Source organism: Rheinheimera sp., from assembly GCF_030690345.1.
Taxonomy (GTDB): domain Bacteria; phylum Pseudomonadota; class Gammaproteobacteria; order Enterobacterales; family Alteromonadaceae; genus Alishewanella.
On sequence record NZ_JAUYGV010000007.1, the window covers coordinates 351222 to 373142 of the forward strand.

At 51.2% G+C, this 21921-nt stretch carries 22 protein-coding genes; all 22 read left to right on the forward strand.

Going from position 1 to position 21921, the window contains the following annotated elements:
* The first annotated feature begins 112 nt into the window (after nucleotides 1-112).
* On the forward strand, nucleotides 113-448 hold the full coding sequence (fliE, locus tag Q8O77_RS12430; protein ID WP_305553450.1) for a flagellar hook-basal body complex protein FliE: 336 nt from the start codon (nucleotides 113-115) through the stop codon (nucleotides 446-448).
* Nucleotides 449-462: 14 nt separating this feature from the next.
* Nucleotides 463-2151: a flagellar basal-body MS-ring/collar protein FliF gene (gene fliF / locus Q8O77_RS12435; RefSeq protein ID WP_305553453.1), complete on the forward strand. Its 1689-nt coding sequence runs from the start codon at nucleotides 463-465 to the stop codon at nucleotides 2149-2151.
* Nucleotides 2144-3178: a flagellar motor switch protein FliG gene (gene fliG / locus Q8O77_RS12440; protein ID WP_173500534.1), complete on the forward strand. Its 1035-nt coding sequence runs from the start codon at nucleotides 2144-2146 to the stop codon at nucleotides 3176-3178. The genes fliF and fliG overlap by 8 nt, the downstream gene beginning before the upstream one ends.
* A gap of 17 nt (nucleotides 3179-3195) precedes the next feature.
* Nucleotides 3196-4020: a flagellar assembly protein FliH gene (gene fliH / locus Q8O77_RS12445; protein WP_305553458.1), complete on the forward strand. Its 825-nt coding sequence runs from the start codon at nucleotides 3196-3198 to the stop codon at nucleotides 4018-4020.
* A 3-nt stretch (nucleotides 4021-4023) separates the two neighbouring features.
* The gene (fliI, locus tag Q8O77_RS12450; protein WP_305553461.1) at nucleotides 4024-5370 is read left to right on the forward strand and encodes a flagellar protein export ATPase FliI; all 1347 of its coding nucleotides are present in this window, start codon (nucleotides 4024-4026) and stop codon (nucleotides 5368-5370) included.
* Nucleotides 5367-5822, forward strand: a complete 456-nt coding sequence (fliJ, locus tag Q8O77_RS12455; RefSeq protein ID WP_305553464.1) for a flagellar export protein FliJ — start codon at nucleotides 5367-5369, stop codon at nucleotides 5820-5822. Before fliI ends, fliJ begins: the two co-directional genes overlap by 4 nt.
* Before the next feature lie 107 nt (nucleotides 5823-5929).
* Entirely contained in the window at nucleotides 5930-7672 is a 1743-nt protein-coding gene (locus tag Q8O77_RS12460; protein WP_305553468.1) for a flagellar hook-length control protein FliK, read from the forward strand.
* Between the two features lie 93 nt (nucleotides 7673-7765).
* A complete protein-coding gene (gene fliL / locus Q8O77_RS12465) occupies nucleotides 7766-8287 on the forward strand; it encodes a flagellar basal body-associated protein FliL (protein WP_305553471.1) in 522 nt (173 codons plus the stop codon).
* A 12-nt stretch (nucleotides 8288-8299) separates the two neighbouring features.
* On the forward strand, nucleotides 8300-9388 hold the full coding sequence (fliM, locus tag Q8O77_RS12470) for a flagellar motor switch protein FliM (RefSeq protein ID WP_305553474.1): 1089 nt from the start codon (nucleotides 8300-8302) through the stop codon (nucleotides 9386-9388).
* Nucleotides 9389-9393: 5 nt separating this feature from the next.
* Entirely contained in the window at nucleotides 9394-9786 is a 393-nt protein-coding gene (gene fliN, locus Q8O77_RS12475) for a flagellar motor switch protein FliN (RefSeq protein ID WP_305553477.1), read from the forward strand.
* Nucleotides 9786-10382, forward strand: a complete 597-nt coding sequence (gene fliO / locus Q8O77_RS12480; RefSeq protein ID WP_305553480.1) for a flagellar biosynthetic protein FliO — start codon at nucleotides 9786-9788, stop codon at nucleotides 10380-10382. The genes fliN and fliO overlap by 1 nt, the downstream gene beginning before the upstream one ends.
* Nucleotides 10383-10390: 8 nt before the next feature.
* A complete protein-coding gene (fliP, locus tag Q8O77_RS12485; protein ID WP_305553483.1) occupies nucleotides 10391-11137 on the forward strand; it encodes a flagellar type III secretion system pore protein FliP in 747 nt (248 codons plus the stop codon).
* Nucleotides 11134-11403: a flagellar biosynthesis protein FliQ gene (fliQ, locus tag Q8O77_RS12490; RefSeq protein WP_305553486.1), complete on the forward strand. Its 270-nt coding sequence runs from the start codon at nucleotides 11134-11136 to the stop codon at nucleotides 11401-11403. The genes fliP and fliQ overlap by 4 nt, the downstream gene beginning before the upstream one ends.
* A gap of 29 nt (nucleotides 11404-11432) precedes the next feature.
* Nucleotides 11433-12182: a flagellar biosynthetic protein FliR gene (gene fliR, locus Q8O77_RS12495; protein ID WP_305553489.1), complete on the forward strand. Its 750-nt coding sequence runs from the start codon at nucleotides 11433-11435 to the stop codon at nucleotides 12180-12182.
* A gap of 15 nt (nucleotides 12183-12197) precedes the next feature.
* A complete protein-coding gene (gene flhB, locus Q8O77_RS12500; RefSeq protein WP_305553492.1) occupies nucleotides 12198-13325 on the forward strand; it encodes a flagellar biosynthesis protein FlhB in 1128 nt (375 codons plus the stop codon).
* Between the two features lie 107 nt (nucleotides 13326-13432).
* Complete coding sequence (gene flhA / locus Q8O77_RS12505) at nucleotides 13433-15535, forward strand: flagellar biosynthesis protein FlhA (RefSeq protein ID WP_305553495.1); 2103 nt, start codon at nucleotides 13433-13435, stop codon at nucleotides 15533-15535.
* A 10-nt stretch (nucleotides 15536-15545) separates the two neighbouring features.
* Nucleotides 15546-16949, forward strand: a complete 1404-nt coding sequence (flhF, locus tag Q8O77_RS12510) for a flagellar biosynthesis protein FlhF (protein ID WP_305553499.1) — start codon at nucleotides 15546-15548, stop codon at nucleotides 16947-16949.
* Between the two features lie 40 nt (nucleotides 16950-16989).
* On the forward strand, nucleotides 16990-17820 hold the full coding sequence (locus tag Q8O77_RS12515) for a MinD/ParA family protein (protein ID WP_305554846.1): 831 nt from the start codon (nucleotides 16990-16992) through the stop codon (nucleotides 17818-17820).
* Between the two features lie 35 nt (nucleotides 17821-17855).
* The gene (locus tag Q8O77_RS12520) at nucleotides 17856-18536 is read left to right on the forward strand and encodes an RNA polymerase sigma factor FliA (protein WP_305554849.1); all 681 of its coding nucleotides are present in this window, start codon (nucleotides 17856-17858) and stop codon (nucleotides 18534-18536) included.
* A 40-nt stretch (nucleotides 18537-18576) separates the two neighbouring features.
* Nucleotides 18577-18960 (forward strand): chemotaxis response regulator CheY, encoded by a 384-nt coding sequence (gene cheY / locus Q8O77_RS12525; RefSeq protein WP_008220031.1) that lies wholly within the window; start codon nucleotides 18577-18579, stop codon nucleotides 18958-18960.
* Between the two features lie 25 nt (nucleotides 18961-18985).
* Nucleotides 18986-19741 (forward strand): protein phosphatase CheZ, encoded by a 756-nt coding sequence (locus tag Q8O77_RS12530; RefSeq protein WP_305553506.1) that lies wholly within the window; start codon nucleotides 18986-18988, stop codon nucleotides 19739-19741.
* A gap of 15 nt (nucleotides 19742-19756) precedes the next feature.
* The gene (locus tag Q8O77_RS12535) at nucleotides 19757-21910 is read left to right on the forward strand and encodes a chemotaxis protein CheA (protein WP_305553509.1); all 2154 of its coding nucleotides are present in this window, start codon (nucleotides 19757-19759) and stop codon (nucleotides 21908-21910) included.
* Nucleotides 21911-21921 lie beyond the last annotated feature (11 nt).

A 21921-nucleotide genomic window follows, 5' to 3' on the forward strand; every position in this document is an offset into this window, starting at 1 on the left:
AGCCCTCAAAAAGAGGGTTTTTTCTTTTATAATTCAGTTGATTAAAATATGGCACAACTCCTGCTTTAGCTGGTGTAACGGTAACAGCAGCAAATTTTTGACAGGTGTCGCTATGAATATCAAAGGTCAGGCCCTTTACGCCGAAATGCAGTCGATGGTGAATCAGACCAGAGCTATCGGCAATGAGCTGAAACTGCAAAATGCGGCAGAAGTAAATCCAAGCCAAAGCGACTTCAGCAGCATGCTGACCAGCGCGCTGAGTAAGGTCAATAACCTTGCACAGGAAACCGGCCAAATGCGTACTGCCTTTGAAATGGGCGACAAAAGCGTATCACTGGCACAGGTAATGATTGCCAGCCAGAAATCCTCTTTAGCCTTTGAAGCCACAGTGCAGGTACGCAATAAATTAGTTGAAGCCTACAAAGACATAATGTCGATGCCGGTATAACGGAGGGATAAGCAGTGGCTGAGAATCAATCCACCGAGCTGGCGCTGTCAGGCAACGACTACAACAGCGGCGAGCAACAGGAACAAAAACCGGGCTTTGTCGGCTCATTGGGCGGCATGGACCTGGTGCGGCAAATTACGCTTATCGTCGCGCTGACTATCTGTCTGGCCATCGCTATCTTAATTATCATGTGGGCGCGGCAACCGGAAATGCGTCCGCTGGGAACCTTCCCCACTGAAGAGCTGATCCAAACGCTGGATCATTTAGATGCGCAGAAAATTGATTACAAGCTCGAAGGCAATGTGATCATGGTTGCCGAAGATCAGTTCCAGAATATTAAACTGTCGTTATCCCGTGCCGGTTTGGCGAAAGAGCCCTCCAGCGGTACCGAGTTTTTGCTGCAGGACAGCGGCTTCGGCGTTAGCCAACGGTTGGAAATGGAGCGGTTAAAACACAGCCGTGAACAACAACTGGCGCGCACCATTGAAGAATTACAAAGCATCGCGCGGGCGCGGGTGTTACTGGCTATTCCAAAAGAAAACGTCTTTGCCAGGGTAGAAAAACTGCCGTCGGCTACGGTGCTGGTTACCGCCCGTGGCGGCACTATGGTGCGTGACAGCGAAGTGGATGCCATCGTCGATATCGTGGCTTCTGCTGTGCAGGGCTTATCGCCGTCCAGAGTGACAGTAACTGATCAGAACGGCCGCTTATTAAACAGCGGTTCTCAGGATGCCAGCTCAGCCCGTACCCGTAAAGAGTACGAGCTGCAGCGCACCCGTGAAGAAGAATACCGCCAGAAAGTCGACTCTATTCTAATGCCGGTACTGGGCTATGGTAACTATACTGCTCAGGTCGATTTACACATGGACTTTACCGCTACCGAGCAAACGCAAAAGCGCTTTAACCCTGATTTACCTGCCGTACGCAGTGAAATGACCATTGAAGAAAACAGTGTTGGTGGTGTAAGCGGCGGTATTCCGGGCGCACTGTCTAACCAACCGCCGTTAAATTCCAATATTCCGGAGCAGGCTAGCGGCGGTAACGCCCAGCCGGTGGTGCCTGGCCGCAACCATAAAGAAGCCACCCGCAATTACGAGCTGGATACCACTATCAGCCATATTTCCCAGCAAAGCGGCGTGATCCGCCGGCTAAGTGTGTCGGTGGCGATTGACTATGTTGCCGGCGAGAACGGCGAACAGCAACCGCGTGCTCAGGCCGAGCTGGCCAATATCCGCCGCTTGTTGCAAGGCGGTGTCGGTTTTGATGCCCAGCGCGGCGACATGATAGAAGTGATCTCCGTGCCCTTTATGAAAGATGCGGTGGTAGAAGAGCCTGTACCGGCATTTTATGAAGAAGACTGGTTCCTGCGCGTGGTGCGTCTGGCCATAGGCGGCCTGATCATTATCGTGCTGATTTTGGCCATAGTGCGGCCGATGCTGAAAAAACTGATTTACCCTGAAGATACCAAAGATGCTTATGATGAAAATGCGCTGAGCAGCGGGCTGGATTTAGGGGATGATACTATCGACATGCTAAGCTCATCTTTTGATGAGAACGCTGTGGGCTTTGCCGCAGATGGCACTCTGATGTTGCCGGACCTGCATGGTGATGATGACTTGTTACGCGCAGTTCGGGCTCTGGTAGCAAATGAGCCGGAATTATCCTCTCTGGTAGTGAAAAACTGGTTGGCTGAAGATGAGTAGCATAGAAGCAACAAAACCTGCCTTTGACGTAGGTAAACTGGACGGTGTTGAAAAAGCCGCCATCTTACTGCTGAGCTTGTCAGAAGAAGATGCTGCGCAAATTTTAAAACACCTGGAGCCCAAGCAAGTGCAGAAAGTGGGTTTGGCCATGGCGCAGATGACCGATCTGAATCAGGCGAAAATCTCTGCCGTGCACCGCTTGTTTATTGAACAGATCCAGAATTTCAGCACCATCGGCTTCCAGAGCGAAGAGTTTATCAAGCGTGCTTTAACTGCAGCGCTGGGTGAAGAAAAAGCCGCTAACCTGATTGATCAGATTGTATTGGGTGGTGGCGCCAAAGGTCTGGATTCACTGAAGTGGATGGACTCGAAGCAGGTTGCCAATATTATCCGCAACGAGCACCCGCAGATACAGACCATTGTATTGTCTTATCTGGAGCCGGAGCAATCGGCGGAAATTCTGTCGCAGTTCCCGGAAAAAGTGCGGCTGGATCTGACCATGCGTATTGCCAACCTGGAAGAAGTACAGCCGGCTGCATTGCAGGAGTTAAACGAAATTATGGAGAAACAGTTTGCCGGTCAGGCCGGTACTCAAACGGCGAAAATGGGCGGCTTAAAAGCGGCAGCCGATATCCTCAACTATATGGATACCAATATTGAAGGCCAGCTGATGGATTCTATCCGTGAGCATGACGAAGAAATGGCGCAGCAAATTCAGGATCTGATGTTTGTATTTGAAAACCTGGTGGATGTGGATGACCGTGGCATTCAAACCTTACTGCGTGAAATTCAGCAGGACGTGCTGATGAAAGCGCTTAAAGGCACGGATGAAAACTTAAAAGAGAAGATCCTGAAAAACATGTCGAAACGGGCCGCTGAATTGTTAACGGATGACCTGGAAGCCATGGGGCCGGTAAGGGTCAGTGACGTTGAAGCGGCACAAAAAGAAATTCTGTCCACAGCACGGCGCTTGTCTGATGCCGGTGAAATTATGTTGGGCAGCGGCGGTGGCGATGACTTCCTCTAAGTTAAATGAGCCGTACTATGAGTGATGATGCCTTTAAATATAAGCGACCGTTTTCGCCGGATGAAGCCACCGATGAGCAGCTGAAGCAATGGCAAACGCCGGAGCTGACATCTGACAAGCGGGTAGATCCGCTGCGCACCAATGCGCTGAATAAAACCCGGCCGGTTGCCAAAGCGGCGCGGCATGAAGAAGACGAAGAGCTGGTTGTCAAACCTTTGACAGCAGAAGATATGGAGCAAATGCGTCAGGCCGCTTACGATGAAGGCTTTGCCGTGGGCAAGGATGATGGCTTCAGTAAAGGCTATGCTGAAGGGCGTGAACAAGGCCAGCAAGATGGTTTGGCTCAGGGCGTAGCCGAAGGTAAAAAGCAGGGCCTGGCTCAGGGCGAAACCGAACTGCAGGAAAAGCTGCAACAGTTGACCGCCTTGCTGGACCAACTGCAGCAGCCGCTGGCCAATGTCGATGAACAGGTACAACAGCAATTGCTGCAACTGAGCCTTGCCATGGCCCAAGCGGTTATTGCGGTTGAAGTAAAAACCAATTCGCAGGTGATATTGCAGGCGTTGGCAGAGGCCACGGCAGCGCTGCCGTTAGACGCTACGCAATTGCTGATCAAACTCAACCCGGCCGATATCGCCATTATAGAGCAGCACTACAGCAAAGAAGATATACAGCAGCGCGGCTGGCAACTGCGCGCTGAACCTGCTGTAGAGCAGGGCGGTTGTTTAGTGCAAAGCAGCCAGTCCAGTGTTGACCGTTCGTTAAGCCAGCGGCTGCAAAGCAGCCTTGAGCATTTCTTACAGCTGCAGCAACACGCCGGGCAGCCGGATGTTGAGGAATAACGCATGGCCAGCAGCGACACCTTAAGCCGTTTTTTGCAACAACAGCACAGCTATGTCCATAGCTCAAAGCCGGCAGTGGCCGGGCATTTGGTACGGGTGGTAGGGTTAACTCTGGAAGCCACCGGCTGCAGCGCCGCCATTGGCCAGGCTTGCAGTGTCGAAACCGCCCGCGGCGCCATTATGGCGGAGGTGGTGGGTTTTGCTAACGAGCGGATTTACCTGATGCCCAAAGATGATGTGTCCGGGGTGGTGCCTGGCGCTAAGGTAACGCCGCTGCTGAATTTTAAAGGCGTACCGCTGAGTATGAGTTTACTCGGCCGCGTGATTGACGGCATGGGCACACCGCTTGATGGTAAAGGCCCTATTGCTGCACAGCAGTATGGCGGTGCTAAAGGCAAACCGATTAATCCGCTGCAGCGCCGGCCGATTAAACAGCCGCTGGATGTGGGCGTACGCTCTATCAACAGCATGCTTACCGTTGGCAAAGGCCAACGCATGGGCTTGTTTGCCGGCTCCGGCGTAGGTAAAAGCGTGCTGTTGGGCATGATGACCCGCGGTACCAGCGCCGATGTCATAGTGGTTGGCCTGGTGGGCGAGCGTGGTCGCGAAGTGAAAGAATTTATTGATGAAATCTTAGGCGACGAGGGTAAAGCCCGTTCGGTGGTTATCGCAGCCCCGGCCGATGTCTCGCCGCTGATGCGGTTAAAAGGCTGCGAAACAGCAGTACAGGTGGCTGAGTATTTCCGTGACCAGGGCCTGGATGTACTGCTGTTGATTGACTCTATTACCCGCTATGCTCAGGCGCAACGCGAAATTGCGCTGGCCGTAGGGGAGCCGCCGGCCACCAAAGGGTATCCGCCCTCGGTGTTTGCCAAATTACCGGCACTGGTAGAGCGTGCAGGTAACGGCAGTGGCAGCCAGGGCTCTATTACGGCGTTTTATACGGTGTTGTCAGAAGGCGACGACTTACAAGACCCCATCGCCGATGCGTCGCGTGCGATTCTGGATGGCCATATAGTGTTATCGCGCGCGTTAGCCGACGCCGGCCACTTTCCGGCGGTAGACGTGGAAAAATCCATCAGCCGGGTTATGCCGGCAGTTACCAGCCTTGAGCATCAGCAAATGGCCCGCACCTTAAAGCAGTTGTATTCCGGTTTTCAGCAAAGCAAAGACTTAATCGCCATTGGTGCCTATGTGCGTGGCAGTGATCCGCAGTTGGATAAAGCCATTGGCATGATGCCGAACATTAATCGCTTTTTACAGCAAGGTATGCATGAAGTAGTTGGCTATGATGACAGCTTGCAGGGCCTGGCACGGTTGGTGCCGTTAACCGGGAATAACGGCTTATGATAAACCACCGCTTTACTATGCTGATTAAAATTCAGCAGGACAGAGAAGAGAAATTACAGGCGCACTTTGTTAAGGCGCAGCAGTTTTATCAGCAGGCGCAAATGAAATATCAGGGCTTGGCCAACTACCGTACTGAATATATTCAACAAAGCCAGCAGCAGGGCAGCGCCGGGTTACAAAGCCGGCAGTATAACCAGTTTGTCAGCTTTATCGGCAAACTGGATCAGGCGATACAACAACAAGGCCGGGCGGTACAGCAAGCCAAAGCCGCTGCAGAGCAGCGCAAACAAAGCTGGTTAGCTATGCAGAAAAAGCGTAAAGCACTGGAGCTGTTAGTGCAGCGCAATGACGCTGCAGAGTTACAAAAACAGCTGCAACAAGAGCAGCGCAATGCCGATGAATATGCCAGCCAGCAGTTTATGCGTCGCCTTGCCGCTGAGCGGTTACAGTAGCGCTGTTATATTCTGGCCTGAATTTTGAATGTAACCGGCTATCACCTTGTGGTTAAGGTAGTACAACATAAATCCGGCACAGTGTTGCCGGTAAACGGGAGAGTGGTATGGCACAGGGCTTACAATTATCTACGCTGATGAGCGGTGCTGATCAGGCACTGCGCTTTGATGCTGCTGCGGCTGAGGCCGGGGCTGAGTCAGGCGGCGGTAACGCTTTTGGCGAATTGCTCAGTGGCATGGCGCCCTCCACCGGCGACAAAGCATCGACGCCCGGCGGCAAAATGCAAAGCGGGGCTATGCGGCAACTTCCTGCCGGCATCAGTTTATTGTCGGGTATCAGCCAGGCGCTGGCAGCTGCTAAAGCCGCCGATGCCGGTACTGAGCCGCTAACCGATGACACCGGTCTGCCACTTGGCGGCCAGTCCGGCGACATTGCCCTTGAAGATGCCGATGCAGAGACAATATTACTTACGGCCAGTCTGCTGGGGCAAATTGCTCTGAAAGACAAAGTACCGGCTGATAGCGACAGCAAAGCTAACGATGCGCAGCTTAGTGCTCTGTTGCAAACGCAAAGCGAAAATACCACCACCGGTGCTGACGGTGAAACAGAAACAAATGCAGAAACAGATGGTGGTATAGCGGCAACCTTAAGCGCAAAACAACAAGCAGCGGTATCTGCAGTAGCGGAAGAGGCAAAACCGCAAAGCTCTGCGACAGAGGCAGATCCGGATGCTGACGCAGCACAAAGCGCTGCGGCTACCCGGGCAGAGCCGGAAGCTGATTCAGCACAAAGCGCTGCTGATAAAGCCGGCAACCCTGCAGCTATACTGAACGCTGGCGCAGCAACCGCGGACAGTGCAGCAGACACCGGCACGGCGGCAGGGGCCAAAGCTATGCCGCCGGAGCTTAGTGCCAACGCCGTTACTGAGCAAAGCACTCAGCAACCAGCTCAGCACAGCTCGCAGCAAAGCAATGACCAAAGCAAGGCACAAGATAATGAACAAAGCGCCGGCTTTAATACTGCAGCGCAACAACAGGCCGCAGCATTAAAGCCGGAAGCGGTAGTTGGCGATAAGGTAAAAGCCGACGCGGCAGTTAACCCGGCAGATAAAAACAATTTAACCGGGAAAGACGCCGCCACTGCTGCTGGTGCAGAAGGGGGCGCTAAACCACAAACCGGCAGCGGAGCTGACAAACACAATACAGAGCAACAGCATCAGCAGCGTAACCCTGCGGCGCAGGCCGTTACTGATAGCCAGTTGTTGGCGCAAGATAACAATATGGCGCTAAAAGCTGTACCGGAGCAAGCGGGGGCCCAGCGCAGCGAAGCAGCCTTTAGCCATACCTTGCAGGCTGCAGAGCAGCGGCAACAGGCTACACTGCAAAAAACGGCAGCCAAAGCGCCGGCAGAGCAGTTAAAACAAAGCCTGAATTTATTGCAGCAAGATGCCGCAGGCCAATTGCGGGAGCGGGTTAGCCTGATGGTACGGCAAAATATTCAGGTGGCAGAAATTCGCCTTGACCCGGCCGGGCTTGGCCAAATGCAGATCAAAATAGACATGCAGCAAGATCAGGCGTCTGTGCAATTTATCGTGCAACAGCCGCAAGCTAAGGAGCTGTTAGAGCAGCAGTTGCCGCGTTTACGTGAGATGTTGCAGCAGCAAGGCATAGCGCTTAGCGAGGGCAATGTGCAACAGCAAACGCAACAGCAGCAGGAGCGTCAGTTAGCCAGGGACAATAATAGTGGCGGCGGGGCACAGCAGGGCGCAGCAGATGAGGGCGGGCCAATGGCCGGTGCCGTGGAGGTAACGGCGGTGGTCAGTGAGCGTCTGGTGGATTATTACGCATAATGCGTGCTAACGGCGCAAATTCGCCGGCGGTGATTTACATTGCCGGCGACAGATGAGCATAATAATGCCAAATAAACTCACAGGTAGCATGACATGGCCGCAGAAAAAGATTTAGTTATTGCCGATGGTGGCAAAAAGAAAAAAATATTGTTTATAGCCGGCGGTGCAGTGCTTGTTATCGTGTTGGCGGTAGTGGGGTTTATGCTGTTTTCCGGCGGTAGCGATACCGGCACTGCAGCCGGTAGTGACAATGGCGGCCAGACTGCCGCAGCCGGTGGTACAGAGCAGAGCAAAGGCAGTGCGCTGTATGTGCCGATGCCGCGGCCTTTTGTGTTTAATGTACCGGGCGCTTCGCGTGATCGCATGGTGCAAATTAAAGTGCAGCTAATGGTACGGGGCAGCAATAATGAAACTATCGCTATGCGGCATATTCCGCTGATAGAAGGCAGTTTGCTGCAAACGTTCAGTTCGGCCAATGCCGATGAGCTGGTTACTGTAGCTGGGCGTGATGCACTGAAAAATAAAGCGTTAAGTGATTTACAACAAGCCATGATTGAAGTGGTGGGCTCGGTGGTAGTGGATGAAGTACTTTTCACCGGTTTTGTAATGCAATAAGAGTGAGCAGCCGTGACCGATTTACTGTCACAAGACGAAATTGATGCGCTGTTACATGGTGTTGATGACGTTGAAGAAGAAGAAATAGACGACTCCGGCGGTGGCCGGGGTCGCTCTGCCATGGAATACGATTTCTCATCGCAGGATCGTATTGTGCGTGGCCGTATGCCAACGCTGGAGATGGTAAACGAGCGTTTTGCCCGGCATATGCGCATTAGTTTGTTTAATATGATGCGCCGTACTGCAGAAGTGTCGATTAACGGCGTACAGATGATTAAGTTCGGTGAGTACGTGCATACGCTGTTTGTGCCCACCAGCCTCAACATGGTGCGGTTCCGGCCGCTAAAAGGCACCGGCCTTATTACCATGGAAGCGCGGCTGGTGTTTATTCTGGTGGATAACTTCTTCGGCGGTGATGGCCGTTATCATGCCAAAATTGAAGGCCGTGAGTTTACACCCACCGAGCGGCGTATTATTCAGATGCTGCTGAAATTGATTTTTGAAGATTACAAAGAAGCCTGGGCTCCGGTAATGGATGTGTCTTTTGAGTATCTGGACTCAGAAGTAAACCCGGCCATGGCCAATATTGTCAGCCCGACCGAAGTGGTGGTAATAAGCTCGTTTCACATTGAGCTGGACGGCGGTGGCGGTGACTTCCACGTTGCCCTGCCGTACTCCATGCTGGAGCCGATCCGTGAATTGCTCGACGCCGGCGTGCAAAGCGATAAAGAAGATACCGACTTGCGTTGGAGTAAGGCGCTGCGCGACGAAATTATGGATGTAAAGGTAGACTTAACTACCAAAATGATGGATTTCGACCTGTCGCTGCGCCAGATTATGGAGTTACAGGCCGGCGATATTATACCAATTGAAATGCCGGACCATATTACGGTGTTAGTGGAAGACTTGCCAACCTACAGAGCAAAACTGGGGCGCTCACGCGAGCATGCGGCGCTGAAAATTATTGAAAAAATTAAGCGGCCTGAATCAGTGAAATCTGAGATGCATGTGTTCACTAAAGGCGGGCGTCGGCTGGACAGCGATGCCGATATTTCGGAATTAGAGGCCGATCTGAACTTGTCAGATCGCGATAGAAGGTAAGTAACATGGCTGATGATAAAGATACGATGGACGAATGGGCTGCAGCAATGGCTGAAGCCGAAGGCGGGGACGACGGTGCAGAGGCCGTTGAGCTGGAAGAGTTACGTGACGAAAAAGCCGATATTACGGTAGATGAGAAGCGTAAGCTGGATACCATCTTAGATATTCCGGTTACCATTTCGATGGAAGTGGGCCGCGCTAAAATCAGTATTCGTAACTTACTGCAGCTGAACCAGGGCTCGGTGGTGGAGTTAGAGCGGGTAGCAGGCGAGCCGTTGGATGTGCTGGTTAACGGCACCCTGATTGCGCATGGTGAAGTAGTAGTGGTGAACGATAAGTTTGGTATTCGCCTGACTGACGTAATAAGCCAGATTGAACGGATTAAGAAGTTACGTTAATGCGAATATTCTATGTTTTAACGCTATTGTGGTTGATGTTGCCAGGCGCGGTAGCGGCCGATAACACAGCGCCGGCGGCACAACAGCAGCAGGCACAAGCTGAGCAACAAGCAGAACCGGAAACTAAATCCGAAGCTCAACCCGAAACGGCGACGCAAACTGAGGTCGCGGTGCAAGCCGCAGCGCAGCCGGATAGCACAGCTGCGCCGGCAAAGCCGGCAGACGGCGGCACGCAGAACAACATACCGGCGCTTAGCGCTAAAGCGTCGCCTGGCGACGAGCGTCCCGCTGCCGGGTTAGGCTTAGGTAAAATGGCGCTGTCGCTGGCCATAGTGGTTGCTATTGTGATTGCGCTGGGTTGGGCGTTCAAAAAATTGACGCTGCGCCTGCCGGGTAGTCGGCATATAAAAATTATTTCCAGCATGCCGCTTGGGCCAAAAGAGCGCCTGTTAGTTATTGAAATGCAAGGAAAACAGCGGGTTTTAGGTGTTACGGCACACAGCATAAATTTACTGTTTGAACTGGAAAATTCCCTGCCTGAAGAAAAGTTGGCATCAGACTTTCATACACAGTTGCAATCTTTACTCAAAAAATAGTGTGAACTATGTTGCGACTGTTGTTCGTGGTGCTGGCCCTGCTGCTGAGCCCCGATGTTCTGGCTGATAACGGTGCCTTATCAGCCGTTACCGTAACCACCGCTGCCGACGGCAGTCAGCAATACAGCGTAACGCTGCAAGTGCTGGCGATGATGACAGCACTGAGCTTTATTCCTGCCATGGTCATTATGATGACCAGCTTTACCCGGATTATCGTGGTGTTGGCTATTTTGCGCCAGGCCATAGGTTTGCAACAATCACCGTCGAATCAGGTGTTAATCGGTATTACGCTGTTTCTGACCTTTTTTATTATGGCGCCGGTATTTAAAACCGTTAACGACACGGCCATTCAGCCCTACCTGAGTGAAGAGATTTCGCCGGTACAAGCGCTGGACGCGGCAATTGCGCCGGTTAAAGCCTTTATGCTGCATCAAACCCGTACCAAGGATCTGGATACCTTTGCTCAGATTGCCGGCCATGAAGTGGCGGCATCGCCGCAGGATTACCCCATTACCATCGTTATTCCGGCTTTTATTACCAGTGAGCTGAAAACCGCTTTTCAAATTGGCTTTATGCTGTTTATCCCGTTTTTGATTATCGACCTGGTGGTTGCCAGCGTACTGATGGCCATGGGTATGATGATGCTGTCGCCGATGATTATCTCCCTGCCGTTTAAGCTGATGATGTTTGTATTGGTTGACGGCTGGCTGTTGGTGATGGGCACCATGGCCACCAGTTACGGAGTAGGCACATGAGCCCTGAGGTGTTTGTTGACGTACTGCGTGATGCGCTTTATCTGGTGATTTTGCTGGTTAGTGCCATTATTTTGCCGTCGTTATTTGTCGGTTTAATTGTGGCCGTGTTTCAGGCGGCAACCTCGATTAACGAACAAACCTTAAGCTTTTTGCCGCGCTTAATTGTTACCTTGCTGGCACTTATTTTCGGTGGACACTGGTTTACCCGGGTGATTATGGAATACACCCATGAGCTGATCCTGAGCATACCAACTGTGGTAGGGTAACTGCGATGGACTTTCCGCTGCAGTTGTTAATGCAAACCATCGCGGACTATTTACTGCCATTGTGCCGCGTTACCGGTATGTTTTTAATTATGGCCGGTATTGGTGTGCGCAATGTGCCGATGCGGATTAAAACCGGGCTGGTGGTGATGATTACACTAATTATTATGCCAACGCTGCCGCCGGTAGCTAATCCTGACCTGATGTCCGGCCAGATGTTTTTAGAAGTGCTGTTGCAACTGCTGATTGGTTTTGCGCTGGGCTTTATCTCACTGATGTTTATTACCACTTTTGTGCTGGCGGGGCAGTTGCTGGCCACCCAGACCGGTTTGGGTTTTGCTTCGATGGTAGACCCGGCCAGCGGTGTCAATGTGCCGGCTATCGGTCAGTTTTATCTGATTTTGGCTACCTTATTGTTTTGGATCTTCGATGGCCATTTAATCATGATCCAAATGCTGGTATTCAGCTTTGACACCCTGCCGATTAACGGCCAGTGGTGGGATGTAACCAGTTACTGGACAGTAATAGAGTTTGGCGGCTGGATGTTTGCTACTGCCCTGGCGATAGCGCTGGCACCGATAGTATCAATGCTGACGGTAAACCTGTCGTTTGGCATTATGACGCGGGCGGCGCCGCAGCTGAATATATTCTCCATTGGTTTTCCAATTACCATGTTGGCCGGTTTAGTGATTTTATGGCTGACGCTGGATACCTTTTTATTCCATTACGACAAACAGTGGCAGTACAGCATTGAGTACAGCTGCCGGCTGATTGGCTGTTAAACACAGGGCGTTGCTATGGCAGATGAAAGCACCGAAAAGACCGAACAGCCCACGCCCAAGAAGCTGCAAGACGCAGCGGAAAAGGGCCAGATAGCGCGTTCGAAGGATTTAGGCACGGCATTTGTGTTAATCGGCAGTGCTGCGGCAATTCTGGTGTTTGGCAAAATGCTGGCCGTAGGAATATTAGATGTTGGTCAGCGTATGTTGCAGCTGAACCCGAAAGATATTTTTGAAACCAATTCAATGTTTACGGCGTGGGGCGCAGTGGGCGAGCGACTTGCACCGCCGCTGGCCGGTATTTTTCTGATCATTTTAATCGCCGCTTTTATCGGCAATACTCTGCTGGGCGGTTTTAATTTCAGCTGGCAGGCCGCGGGACCCAAGCTGAGTAAAATGGATCCGATGAAAGGCTTTAAACGGATGTTTGGCTTACAGGCATTCGTAGAGCTGTTAAAAAGTATTCTCAAAGTGATAGTGGTAGTGGGCATTGCCTATCTGCTGCTGAAAATGTATTTCTTCGACATTATGGCGCTGTCTTTGATGAGCGAGCCGAATAATATTGAATCGGCGTTGTATTTTTTGGCTTGGTTGTTTTTGGGCTTGTGTGCCAGCGTATCAGTGATAGCCGTGGTGGATGCACCGTACCAAAAGTGGAATCATATTAAGCAGCTGAAAATGTCGCTGCAGGAAATTAAAGACGAGCATAAAAACTCCGAAGGCGATCCGCAAATAAAAGCCCGTATTCGCCGCACCCAAATGCAGATGTCGATGAAACGCATGATGCAGGAAGTGCCCAAAGCCGATGTTATCGTGACCAACCCGACCCACTATGCGGTGGCGCTGAAATATGACCAAGGCAAGTTCCGCGCGCCGGTTGTCGTGGCTAAAGGCGTGGATGAAGTGGCGATGCATATCCGTAAGATAGGCAATGAGCATAAAGTGCCGGTAATTGAATCACCGGGCCTGGCGCGCTCCATTTTTTACACCACCCAGCTGGATCATCCTATTCCGGAGCAGTTATTCGCCGCAGTGGCCCAGGTGCTGGCCTATGTGTATCAGCTGAAGATGTATAAAAAAGGCAAAGGCAGCCGGCCGAAAACTCTGGCTAAAGAGCTGCCGATCCCGGACGATTACCGCCACTAATTCTGCCTGCTGCGTTAAACAAAACGTGCAGTTACGCAATGGCTTGCACGTTTTGGAACACTTCTTGCTGACTCCCTGTATTGCGCCAATTTACTGTCAGGGTTGTTATGCAGTTAGCCGGTTATTTCACTAAGTTCGATCGCTCCCGTTTTGCTTTTGCAAAAGGCCTGGGTACGCCGCTATTTATCCTCGCTGCGCTGGCGATGGTGGTACTGCCACTGCCGCCGATGCTGCTGGATATGCTGTTCTCCTTCAATATTGCGCTGGCGCTTATTGTGTTGCTGGTTACGGTATACACCATGCGGCCGCTGGACTTCGGCGCTTTCCCCGCTATTTTGCTGGTCGCAACCATTATGCGCTTAGCGCTGAACGTGGCCAGTACCCGGGTGGTATTGCTTGAAGGTCACAACGGCGGCGACGCTGCCGGTAAGGTTATCGAAGCCTTCGGCTCTGTGGTTATCGGCGGTAACTATGCCGTGGGTATAGTAGTGTTCTTAATTTTAATCATCATCAACTTTGTGGTGGTAACCAAAGGCGCCGGCCGTATTGCAGAGGTTTCTGCCCGCTTTACGTTAGATGCGATGCCCGGTAAACAGATGGCGATTGATGCCGATTTAAACTCCGGTCTGATTACTCAGGAAGATGCGCGTAAACGCCGTGATGAAGTCACCAGCGAAGCCGACTTTTACGGCTCGATGGACGGTGCGAGTAAATTTGTTAAAGGTGATGCCATCGCCGGTATCGTTATTTTGGTGATCAACCTGGTAGGCGGTTTGTTTATCGGCATGATCCAGCATGGCTTATCGTTTGGCAATGCGATGGAAATTTATACCCTGCTGACCATTGGTGATGGCCTGGTGGCACAAATACCGGCACTGCTGCTGTCTATCGGTACTGCCATTATCGTGACGCGGCAAAACAAGTCGGAAAATATGGGCGAGCAAATGACCGCTCAGCTGGGTAACAAACAAGTGCTGTTTGTCGCCACCGGCGTACTGACCTTAATGGGTATAGTGCCCGGCATGCCGCATTTTGCTTTTTTAACCTTAGCTGCCGTAGTAGGCGGCATGGCTTATCTGATGCACAAACGTGCGCAGCAAAGCCAGGCCGAGCTGGTCAGCCGCAATACTGCAGAATTAACGCCGGTAGAGTCGGGAGTGGTAAAAGAGATTGGCTGGGATGATGTACAGGGCGTTGACACCATTGGCCTTGAAGTGGGTTACCGCTTGATCCCGCTGGTAGATAAAGCCCAGGGCGGCGAACTGTTAAGCCGTATCAAAGGTGTACGGAAAAAACTGTCGCAAGAGCTGGGCTTTCTTATTCCGGCTGTGCATATTCGCGATAATCTGGACCTGGAGCCGAACAGCTACCGCATGACCTTAATGGGCGTAACCAGTGGTGAAGGCGAGCTGCGGCATGATAACGAACTGGCGATTAACCCCGGCCAGGTATTTGGTACGGTAAAAGGCGTTGCTACCAAAGACCCGGCCTTTGGCCTGGACGCGGTATGGATAGCCAAAGATCAGCGCGAGCATGCACAAACACTGGGTTACACCGTGGTGGATGCCGCCACCGTGGTAGCGACACACTTAAGCCAGATTTTGACCAATCATGCTGCCAGCTTGTTGGGGCATGAAGAAGTGCAGAACCTGCTGGATATGTTGGCAAAACATTCACCCAAACTGGTGGAGGGCCTGGTGCCGGACACGCTGGCATTAACCACCGTCGTGAAAGTGCTGCAAAATCTGTTACAGGAAGGCGTGCCTATCCGTGATATGCGCACCATAGTGCAAACCCTGGTGGAATACGGTGCCAAGAGCCAGGATGTGGATGTGTTAACTGCCGCCTGTCGTATTGCGCTGCGCCGCTTGATCGTGCAGGAAGTGGGTGGCAGCCGTAAAGAAATCCCGGTTATTACCTTTGCGCCGGAACTGGAGCAAATGCTGCATCAGTCGATGCAGGCCGCCGGAAACGATGGCGCCGGTATTGAACCGGGTCTGGCCGACCGTATTCAGCAATCGTTGCAGGACGCACATCAGAACCAGGAACTTAGCGGTGACAGCGCCGTATTGTTAACGTCAGGAATTTTACGCTCAGTTATGGCACGATTCGTGAAGTACACCATTCCAGGGTTGCGGGTATTGTCCTATCAGGAAATCCCCGATGATAAACAAATTCGTATTGTCAGCGTTATTGGCCAGGCAAACTAGGAGTTAACTGATGAAAATCAAACGCTTTGTGGCAAAAGATATGCGTACTGCCTTAACCGAGGTAAAAGAGTTCCTTGGTCCTGACGCCATTATTTTGTCAAATAAAAAAGTGGCCGGTGGCGTGGAAATTGTTGCGGCGATTGATCATGATGCCGCAGCTGCCGTTAAAGCAGCGCCGGCAGTAGCAAAACGTGCGGAACCGCGCTTTGCCGTAACGGTGGCAGATGACGATAACCAGCTTAATACTGCTGAGCCGGAGAGCACTGCCGAAGCACCGGCCGACTCACTAAAAGCTCTGCTGGCACGGCAGATGATTAAGCAGCAGGTGAATTCCCAGACTGCAGCCAAGCCACAAGCACAGCAACAAGCGCCGCGCAGCGCGCAGTTTGAGCGTCAAACTTCCGGCGTGCCGCAGGGCGTTAGCAGCGTGCAGCTGACCGAGATCAGTAAGCAGCAAGAGCAACAAGCCAAATTAGTGCAGCAACAAATGGATGCAATGCGCAACGAGATGCTGTCGATGCGGCAACTGCTGCAGCATCAGGTGTCCGGTTTAATGTGGCAAGATCTGGCACGACGCGAACCGGTACGGGCTTTGGTAATCGAAAACCTGCAACAACTGGGGTTGTCTGAGCAGGTAGCCGATCAGCTGGCGTGTTTTATGCCGGAAGAGCTGAACAGCGCAGATGCGTGGGATGCGGCATTGGAATTACTGGCGGGGCAGCTTAGCACTACTAATGACGATATTTTACGCCGTGGCGGCCTGATTGCGCTGGTAGGACCTACCGGGGTGGGTAAAACCACGACTGTAGCCAAATTAGCGGCAGAGTTTGCCAAGCGGCACGGCGCTGACCAAGTCGCGCTTATCACCACTGACAGCTACCGTATCGGTGCTTATGAGCAATTGGCTACGTTTGGCCGTATTATTGGTTGTCCGGTGAAGCAAGCCAAAGACAGTGACGAGTTAGCGTTGTTAATTAATCAGTTACAACAACGTAAACTGATATTAATCGACACGGCCGGTATGAGCCAACGTGATGTACGTTTAGCGGAAAAACTTGCCGGTCTGGTGCATAATAGTCGTGTCAAAATAAAAAGTTATCTGGTATTGTCTGCCACAGCGCAGGCTAGGGTTATGCAGGAAAGCGTGACACATTTCAAACGTATACCTTTGTCTGGTTGTATTTTCACCAAACTTGATGAATGCTTAAGCTTAGGTGAAGTCATCAATGTTGCTATTCAGAATGCGTTACCTGTCAGTTACCTGACCAACGGCCAACGCGTACCTGAAGATATAGCAGTTGCCGATGCCCGTGTTATGGTGCAGCAGGCAGAAAAATTACGAATCGCACACAGTAGTACGGGTCATCAGTGGTATAACGATGAGATGAGCCGCGCGGACGGAACCTATGCATAGTCATGACAATATCGACGATCAAGCCAATGGCCTGAGAAAAATGAATAAGCAGATGGTAAAAGTAATATCAATTACCGGTGGCAAGGGCGGCGTGGGTAAAACCAACGTTACGCTGAATCTTGCCATGGCACTGGCGCAGATGGGTAAAAGAGTGCTGGTGCTGGATGCCGACCTTGGTCTGGCCAATTGTGACGTTATGTTAGGCTTGCGGGTCGAAAAAAACCTGTCGCATGTACTGGCAGGTGATGTCGGGCTTGACGACATTATTATCGACGGTCCCTTCGGCATCAAAATTATTCCCGCTACATCCGGCTCGCAAAATATGACTGAGCTGGCACCGGCAGAACATGCCGGCCTTATCCGTGCTTTCAGCGAACTAAAAACCCCGGTAGACGTATTACTGGTGGATACGGCCGCCGGCATCTCCGACATGGTATTAAGCTTTTCCCGTGCATCTCAGGATGTAATGGTGGTGGTATGTGATGAGCCGTCATCGATTACCGATGCTTATGCACTGATGAAAATTCTCAGTCGCGATCATGGGGTGGAAAAATTCAAAATTGTCGCCAATATGGTGCGCAGTTTAAAAGAAGGCCAGGAGCTGTTTGCCAAATTAACCCGCGTAACCGATCGTTTTCTTGATATAAGTCTGGAATTGGTCGCTACTATCCCGTACGACGAAAACGTACGTAAAGCTGCGCGCAAGCAAAAAGGCTTTGTCGAAGCGTTTCCGAAGACACCGGCCAGCATGGCGATAAAAAGCCTGGCGTTAAAAGCCGGCAAGTGGCCGTTACCGGCAACGGCATCCGGCCATTTGGAGTTTTTTCTGGAGCAACTGGTGCAACCTCAGGTTGATCGGGGGATCGCGTGAACAGTAAAGTTGCAGCTTATGGCGGTGTTGACCATATGCAGCAGTTGGTCGAACGTCACGCGCCTTTGGTTAAGCGTATCGCTTACCATTTAATGGCAAGGTTACCCGCCAGCGTGTTGGTCGACGATCTTATTCAGTCCGGTATGATCGGTCTGATTGAAGCGGCAAAGAATTTCGACGGCAGCAAAGGGGCCAGCTTTGAAACCTTCGCCGGTATTCGTATCCGCGGTGCCATGCTCGATGAAATGCGCCGTGGCGATTGGACACCACGCTCGGTGCACCGTAATGCCAGATTGATAGCGGAAACCATCGCCGGGCTGGAAGCTGAATATGGTCGTGATATTAAAGATACAGAAGTTGCTGAAAAACTTGATATATCTATAGATGAATACCATCATATGCTTAACGATATCAGTAGCGGCAGAGTTATTGGTATTGAAGACCTCGGGATTTCGGCAGATGTATTGGTAACATCCGGTGATACAGACAGTGATCATTTGTATGAAACCCAGGCAAATGAAACTTTCCACCAGGATTTAGCGAAAACAATCAGTAATTTACCTGAGCGTGAAGCATTAGTACTTTCGCTGTATTATAATGACGAGCTAAACTTGAAAGAGATCGGGGCGGTACTGAATGTCAGTGAGTCCAGGATTAGTCAAATTCATAGTCAGGCATTAATCAGGTTAAAAGCCAGAATGCAGGATTGGTTGTAACCTATTCTGAGATAACAATAATATCTCGTCGGAGGGGATTTTGGATAAAAACATGAAGATTCTTGTGGTAGATGATTTTTCAACCATGAGACGAATTATAAAAAACCTGTTGCGTGACCTTGGCTTTACGAACGTGTCTGAAGCAGATGATGGCAGTACTGCCTTGCCTATGCTACAAAACGGCGACTTTGATTTTGTGGTAACAGACTGGAATATGCCCGGTATGCAGGGGATAGACTTGTTACGTGCTATCCGCGCTGATGCCAAGTTAAAGCACATCCCGGTGCTGATGGTAACGGCAGAAGCCAAGAAAGAACAAATCATCGCTGCGGCTCAGGCCGGCGTAAATGGTTATATCGTCAAACCCTTTACTGCAGCCACGCTGCAAGAGAAGTTAGCTAAAGTATTTGAACGCATCGGCTAACCGTAACTGACAAAGGAGCATAGCCATGTCTGCAATTACGGCGCCTTTAATTTCTCTGGACCAGGCCCGGGAGCTGGTACAGCTGCTGGAAATGGGGGAGCATGACTCTGCCAACGAATTGGTGCAGCAATTGGCTGTGCCGGGTTCATCAGAGTTGTTTGCTGAAGTAGGTAAGTTAACACGCCAGCTGCACGACTCGTTAAAAAATTTCCAGATAGACCCCTCACTGAACAACCTGCTTGAAGAAGATATTCCTGACGCGAAAAAGCGGCTTAATCATGTTATCGATATGACCGAGCAGGCTGCCAACCGTACTATGGACGCGGTAGAGTCGTGCTTACCCATTGCGGACCAAATTAGCCAAAAACTGGGCAGTATTCAGCCGCAGTGGCAAAAGCTGATGCAACGGCAAATGCAGTTAGGCGAGTTTAAATCGTTATGTCATAACCTCGATGCGTTTTTTCAGCAAGCCAGTGGTGATTCCAATACGCTGAACTCGTTGCTAACTGACGTATTAATGGCGCAAGACTATCAGGATTTAACCGGTCAGATTTTGCGCAGGGTTATTGAGTTGGTGCGGGAAGTAGAAGAAAGTCTGATTGGTTTATTAACCGCGTTTGGCCAATCAAGTTTGATGGCGCCTGCTGCCGAGGCGAAGCCTGCAAAAAGTAAGCCCAAAGCACACGAAGCAGAAGGGCCTATTATTGATGCAGCAGAGCGTGATGATGTGGTCAGCGGTCAGGATGACGTCGATGATTTGTTATCCAGTTTAGGTTTTTAACAGAGGTGTCATTGCATGAGCTTTGATATGGACGAAGATATACTGCAGGACTTTCTGGTTGAAGCCGGTGAAATCCTCGAATTACTGCAAGAGCAGTTGGTAGAGCTGGAGAATAATCCGGACGACGCCAATTTACTCAATGCAATTTTCCGTGGTTTCCATACAGTAAAAGGCGGCGCCGGTTTCCTGTCATTAACTGAGTTGGTTGATGCCTGCCATGGTGCAGAGAACGTGTTCGACATTCTGCGCACCGGTAAGCGCCGTGTTACGCCTGAGCTGATGGACGTTATTCTGCAGTCACTCGACAGCATTAATGAAATGTTTGTTGAAGTGCAAAATCGTCAACCGTTAACACCTGCCTCTCCTGCCATACTTGAAGCTTTGCACCATTACAGCGAACCGGAGTCGGCTTCAAACCCGGCACCTGTTGTCGCTAAAGCTGCACCTGCGCCGGCAGAGCCTGAGCCGGTTGCGCCGTCGTCCGGTGGCAGTGTAGACGATATTACCGAAGAAGAATTTGAACGCATGATGGATGAGCTGCACGGCAAAAAAGGCGTCGCAGCCGCCAGCCCTGCACCCGCCGCAGCGGTAGCGAGCTCCTCCGGTAGTGAAGATATTACTGACGATGAGTTTGAATCTATTCTTGATCAGCTGCATGGCAAGGGCTCCTTTATTCCGGATAGCGCCGCTGCAGCAGAGAAAGCGGCTCCCGCACCTGCAGCAACGTCCGGCGCGGCAGCGAAGAAATCAGATGACGAAATAGACGATGCTGAATTTGAGGCCTTACTGGACCAATTACACGGTAAAGGTAAGGCCCCGGTAGAAGTGGCTAAACCGGCCGCAGCATCAGCGCCGGCTGCAGCAGCTGCCGCTCCGGCTAAAGCCGCGGTTGCCGAAACTAAGGTTGCACCGGCAGCTCCGGTAGCAGCAGATAAAGCTGCTGCCGCACAACAAGCTGCTCAGGTAGAGACCACAGTGCGGGTTGATACCAAACGTTTAGATCAGATCATGAACATGGTTGGTGAGCTGGTGCTGGTGCGTAACCGCCTGGTCAGCTTATCCACCACAGCGCAAAATGAAGAAATGAGTAAAGCCATTTCTAATCTGGATGTGGTTACTGCCGATATCCAGGGCGCGGTGATGAAAACGCGGATGCAACCGATTAAAAAAGTATTTGGTCGTTTCCCGCGGGTAGTACGCGACTTAGCGCGTTCGCTGCATAAAGATATTGAGCTGGTATTAGAAGGCGAAGAAACCGATCTGGATAAAAACCTGGTAGAAGCGCTGGCTGATCCTTTAGTGCATTTGGTGCGCAACTCGGTAGACCATGGTATTGAAATGCCGGATGTTCGGCAAAAAGCCGGTAAAAACCGTACCGGTACAGTTAAATTGGCTGCAGCTCAGGCCGGTGACCATATTTTGCTGACTATCCATGATGATGGTGCCGGTATGGATCCGGAAAAACTCAAAGGTATCGCCATTAAGCGCGGCATCCTTGATACCGACGCGGCAGCCAGAATGTCGGATACAGAAGCCTTTAACCTGATTTTCGCGCCCGGGTTTTCTACTAAGGAGCAAATTTCTGACATCTCCGGCCGCGGTGTCGGCATGGATGTGGTAAAAACCAAGATCACCCAATTAAACGGTACTGTGCATATTCACTCCAAGATGGGTGAGGGCACCTTACTGGAAATTAAAGTACCGCTGACTTTGGCTATATTGCCAACCCTGATGGTTATTGTCGGCAAGCAAACCTTTGCTTTACCGCTGGCAGGTGTTAGCGAAATATTCCATCTGGACTTAAACAAAACCAATGTCGTTGATGGTCAGTTAACTGTGGTGGTGCGTAATAAAGCCATACCGCTGTTCTTCCTCGAGCACTGGCTGGTGAAAGGGTCAGACAAAAAACGCCGCCGCGAACAAGGCCATGTGGTCATAGTGCAAATTGGCACCCAGCAAGTTGGTTTTGTGGTTGACTCGTTGATTGGCCAGGAAGAAGTTGTAATTAAACCGCTGGATGCCTTATTGCAGGGCACGCCGGGGATGGCCGGCGCAACGATAACGTCTGACGGTGGTATAGCGCTGATCCTTGATGTGCCTAACCTGCTGAAACATTATGCGAAGAAATCAAAGATCAAATTTGATCGCTTCAATAAAATTAATGCCTAAAGAGAGATAAT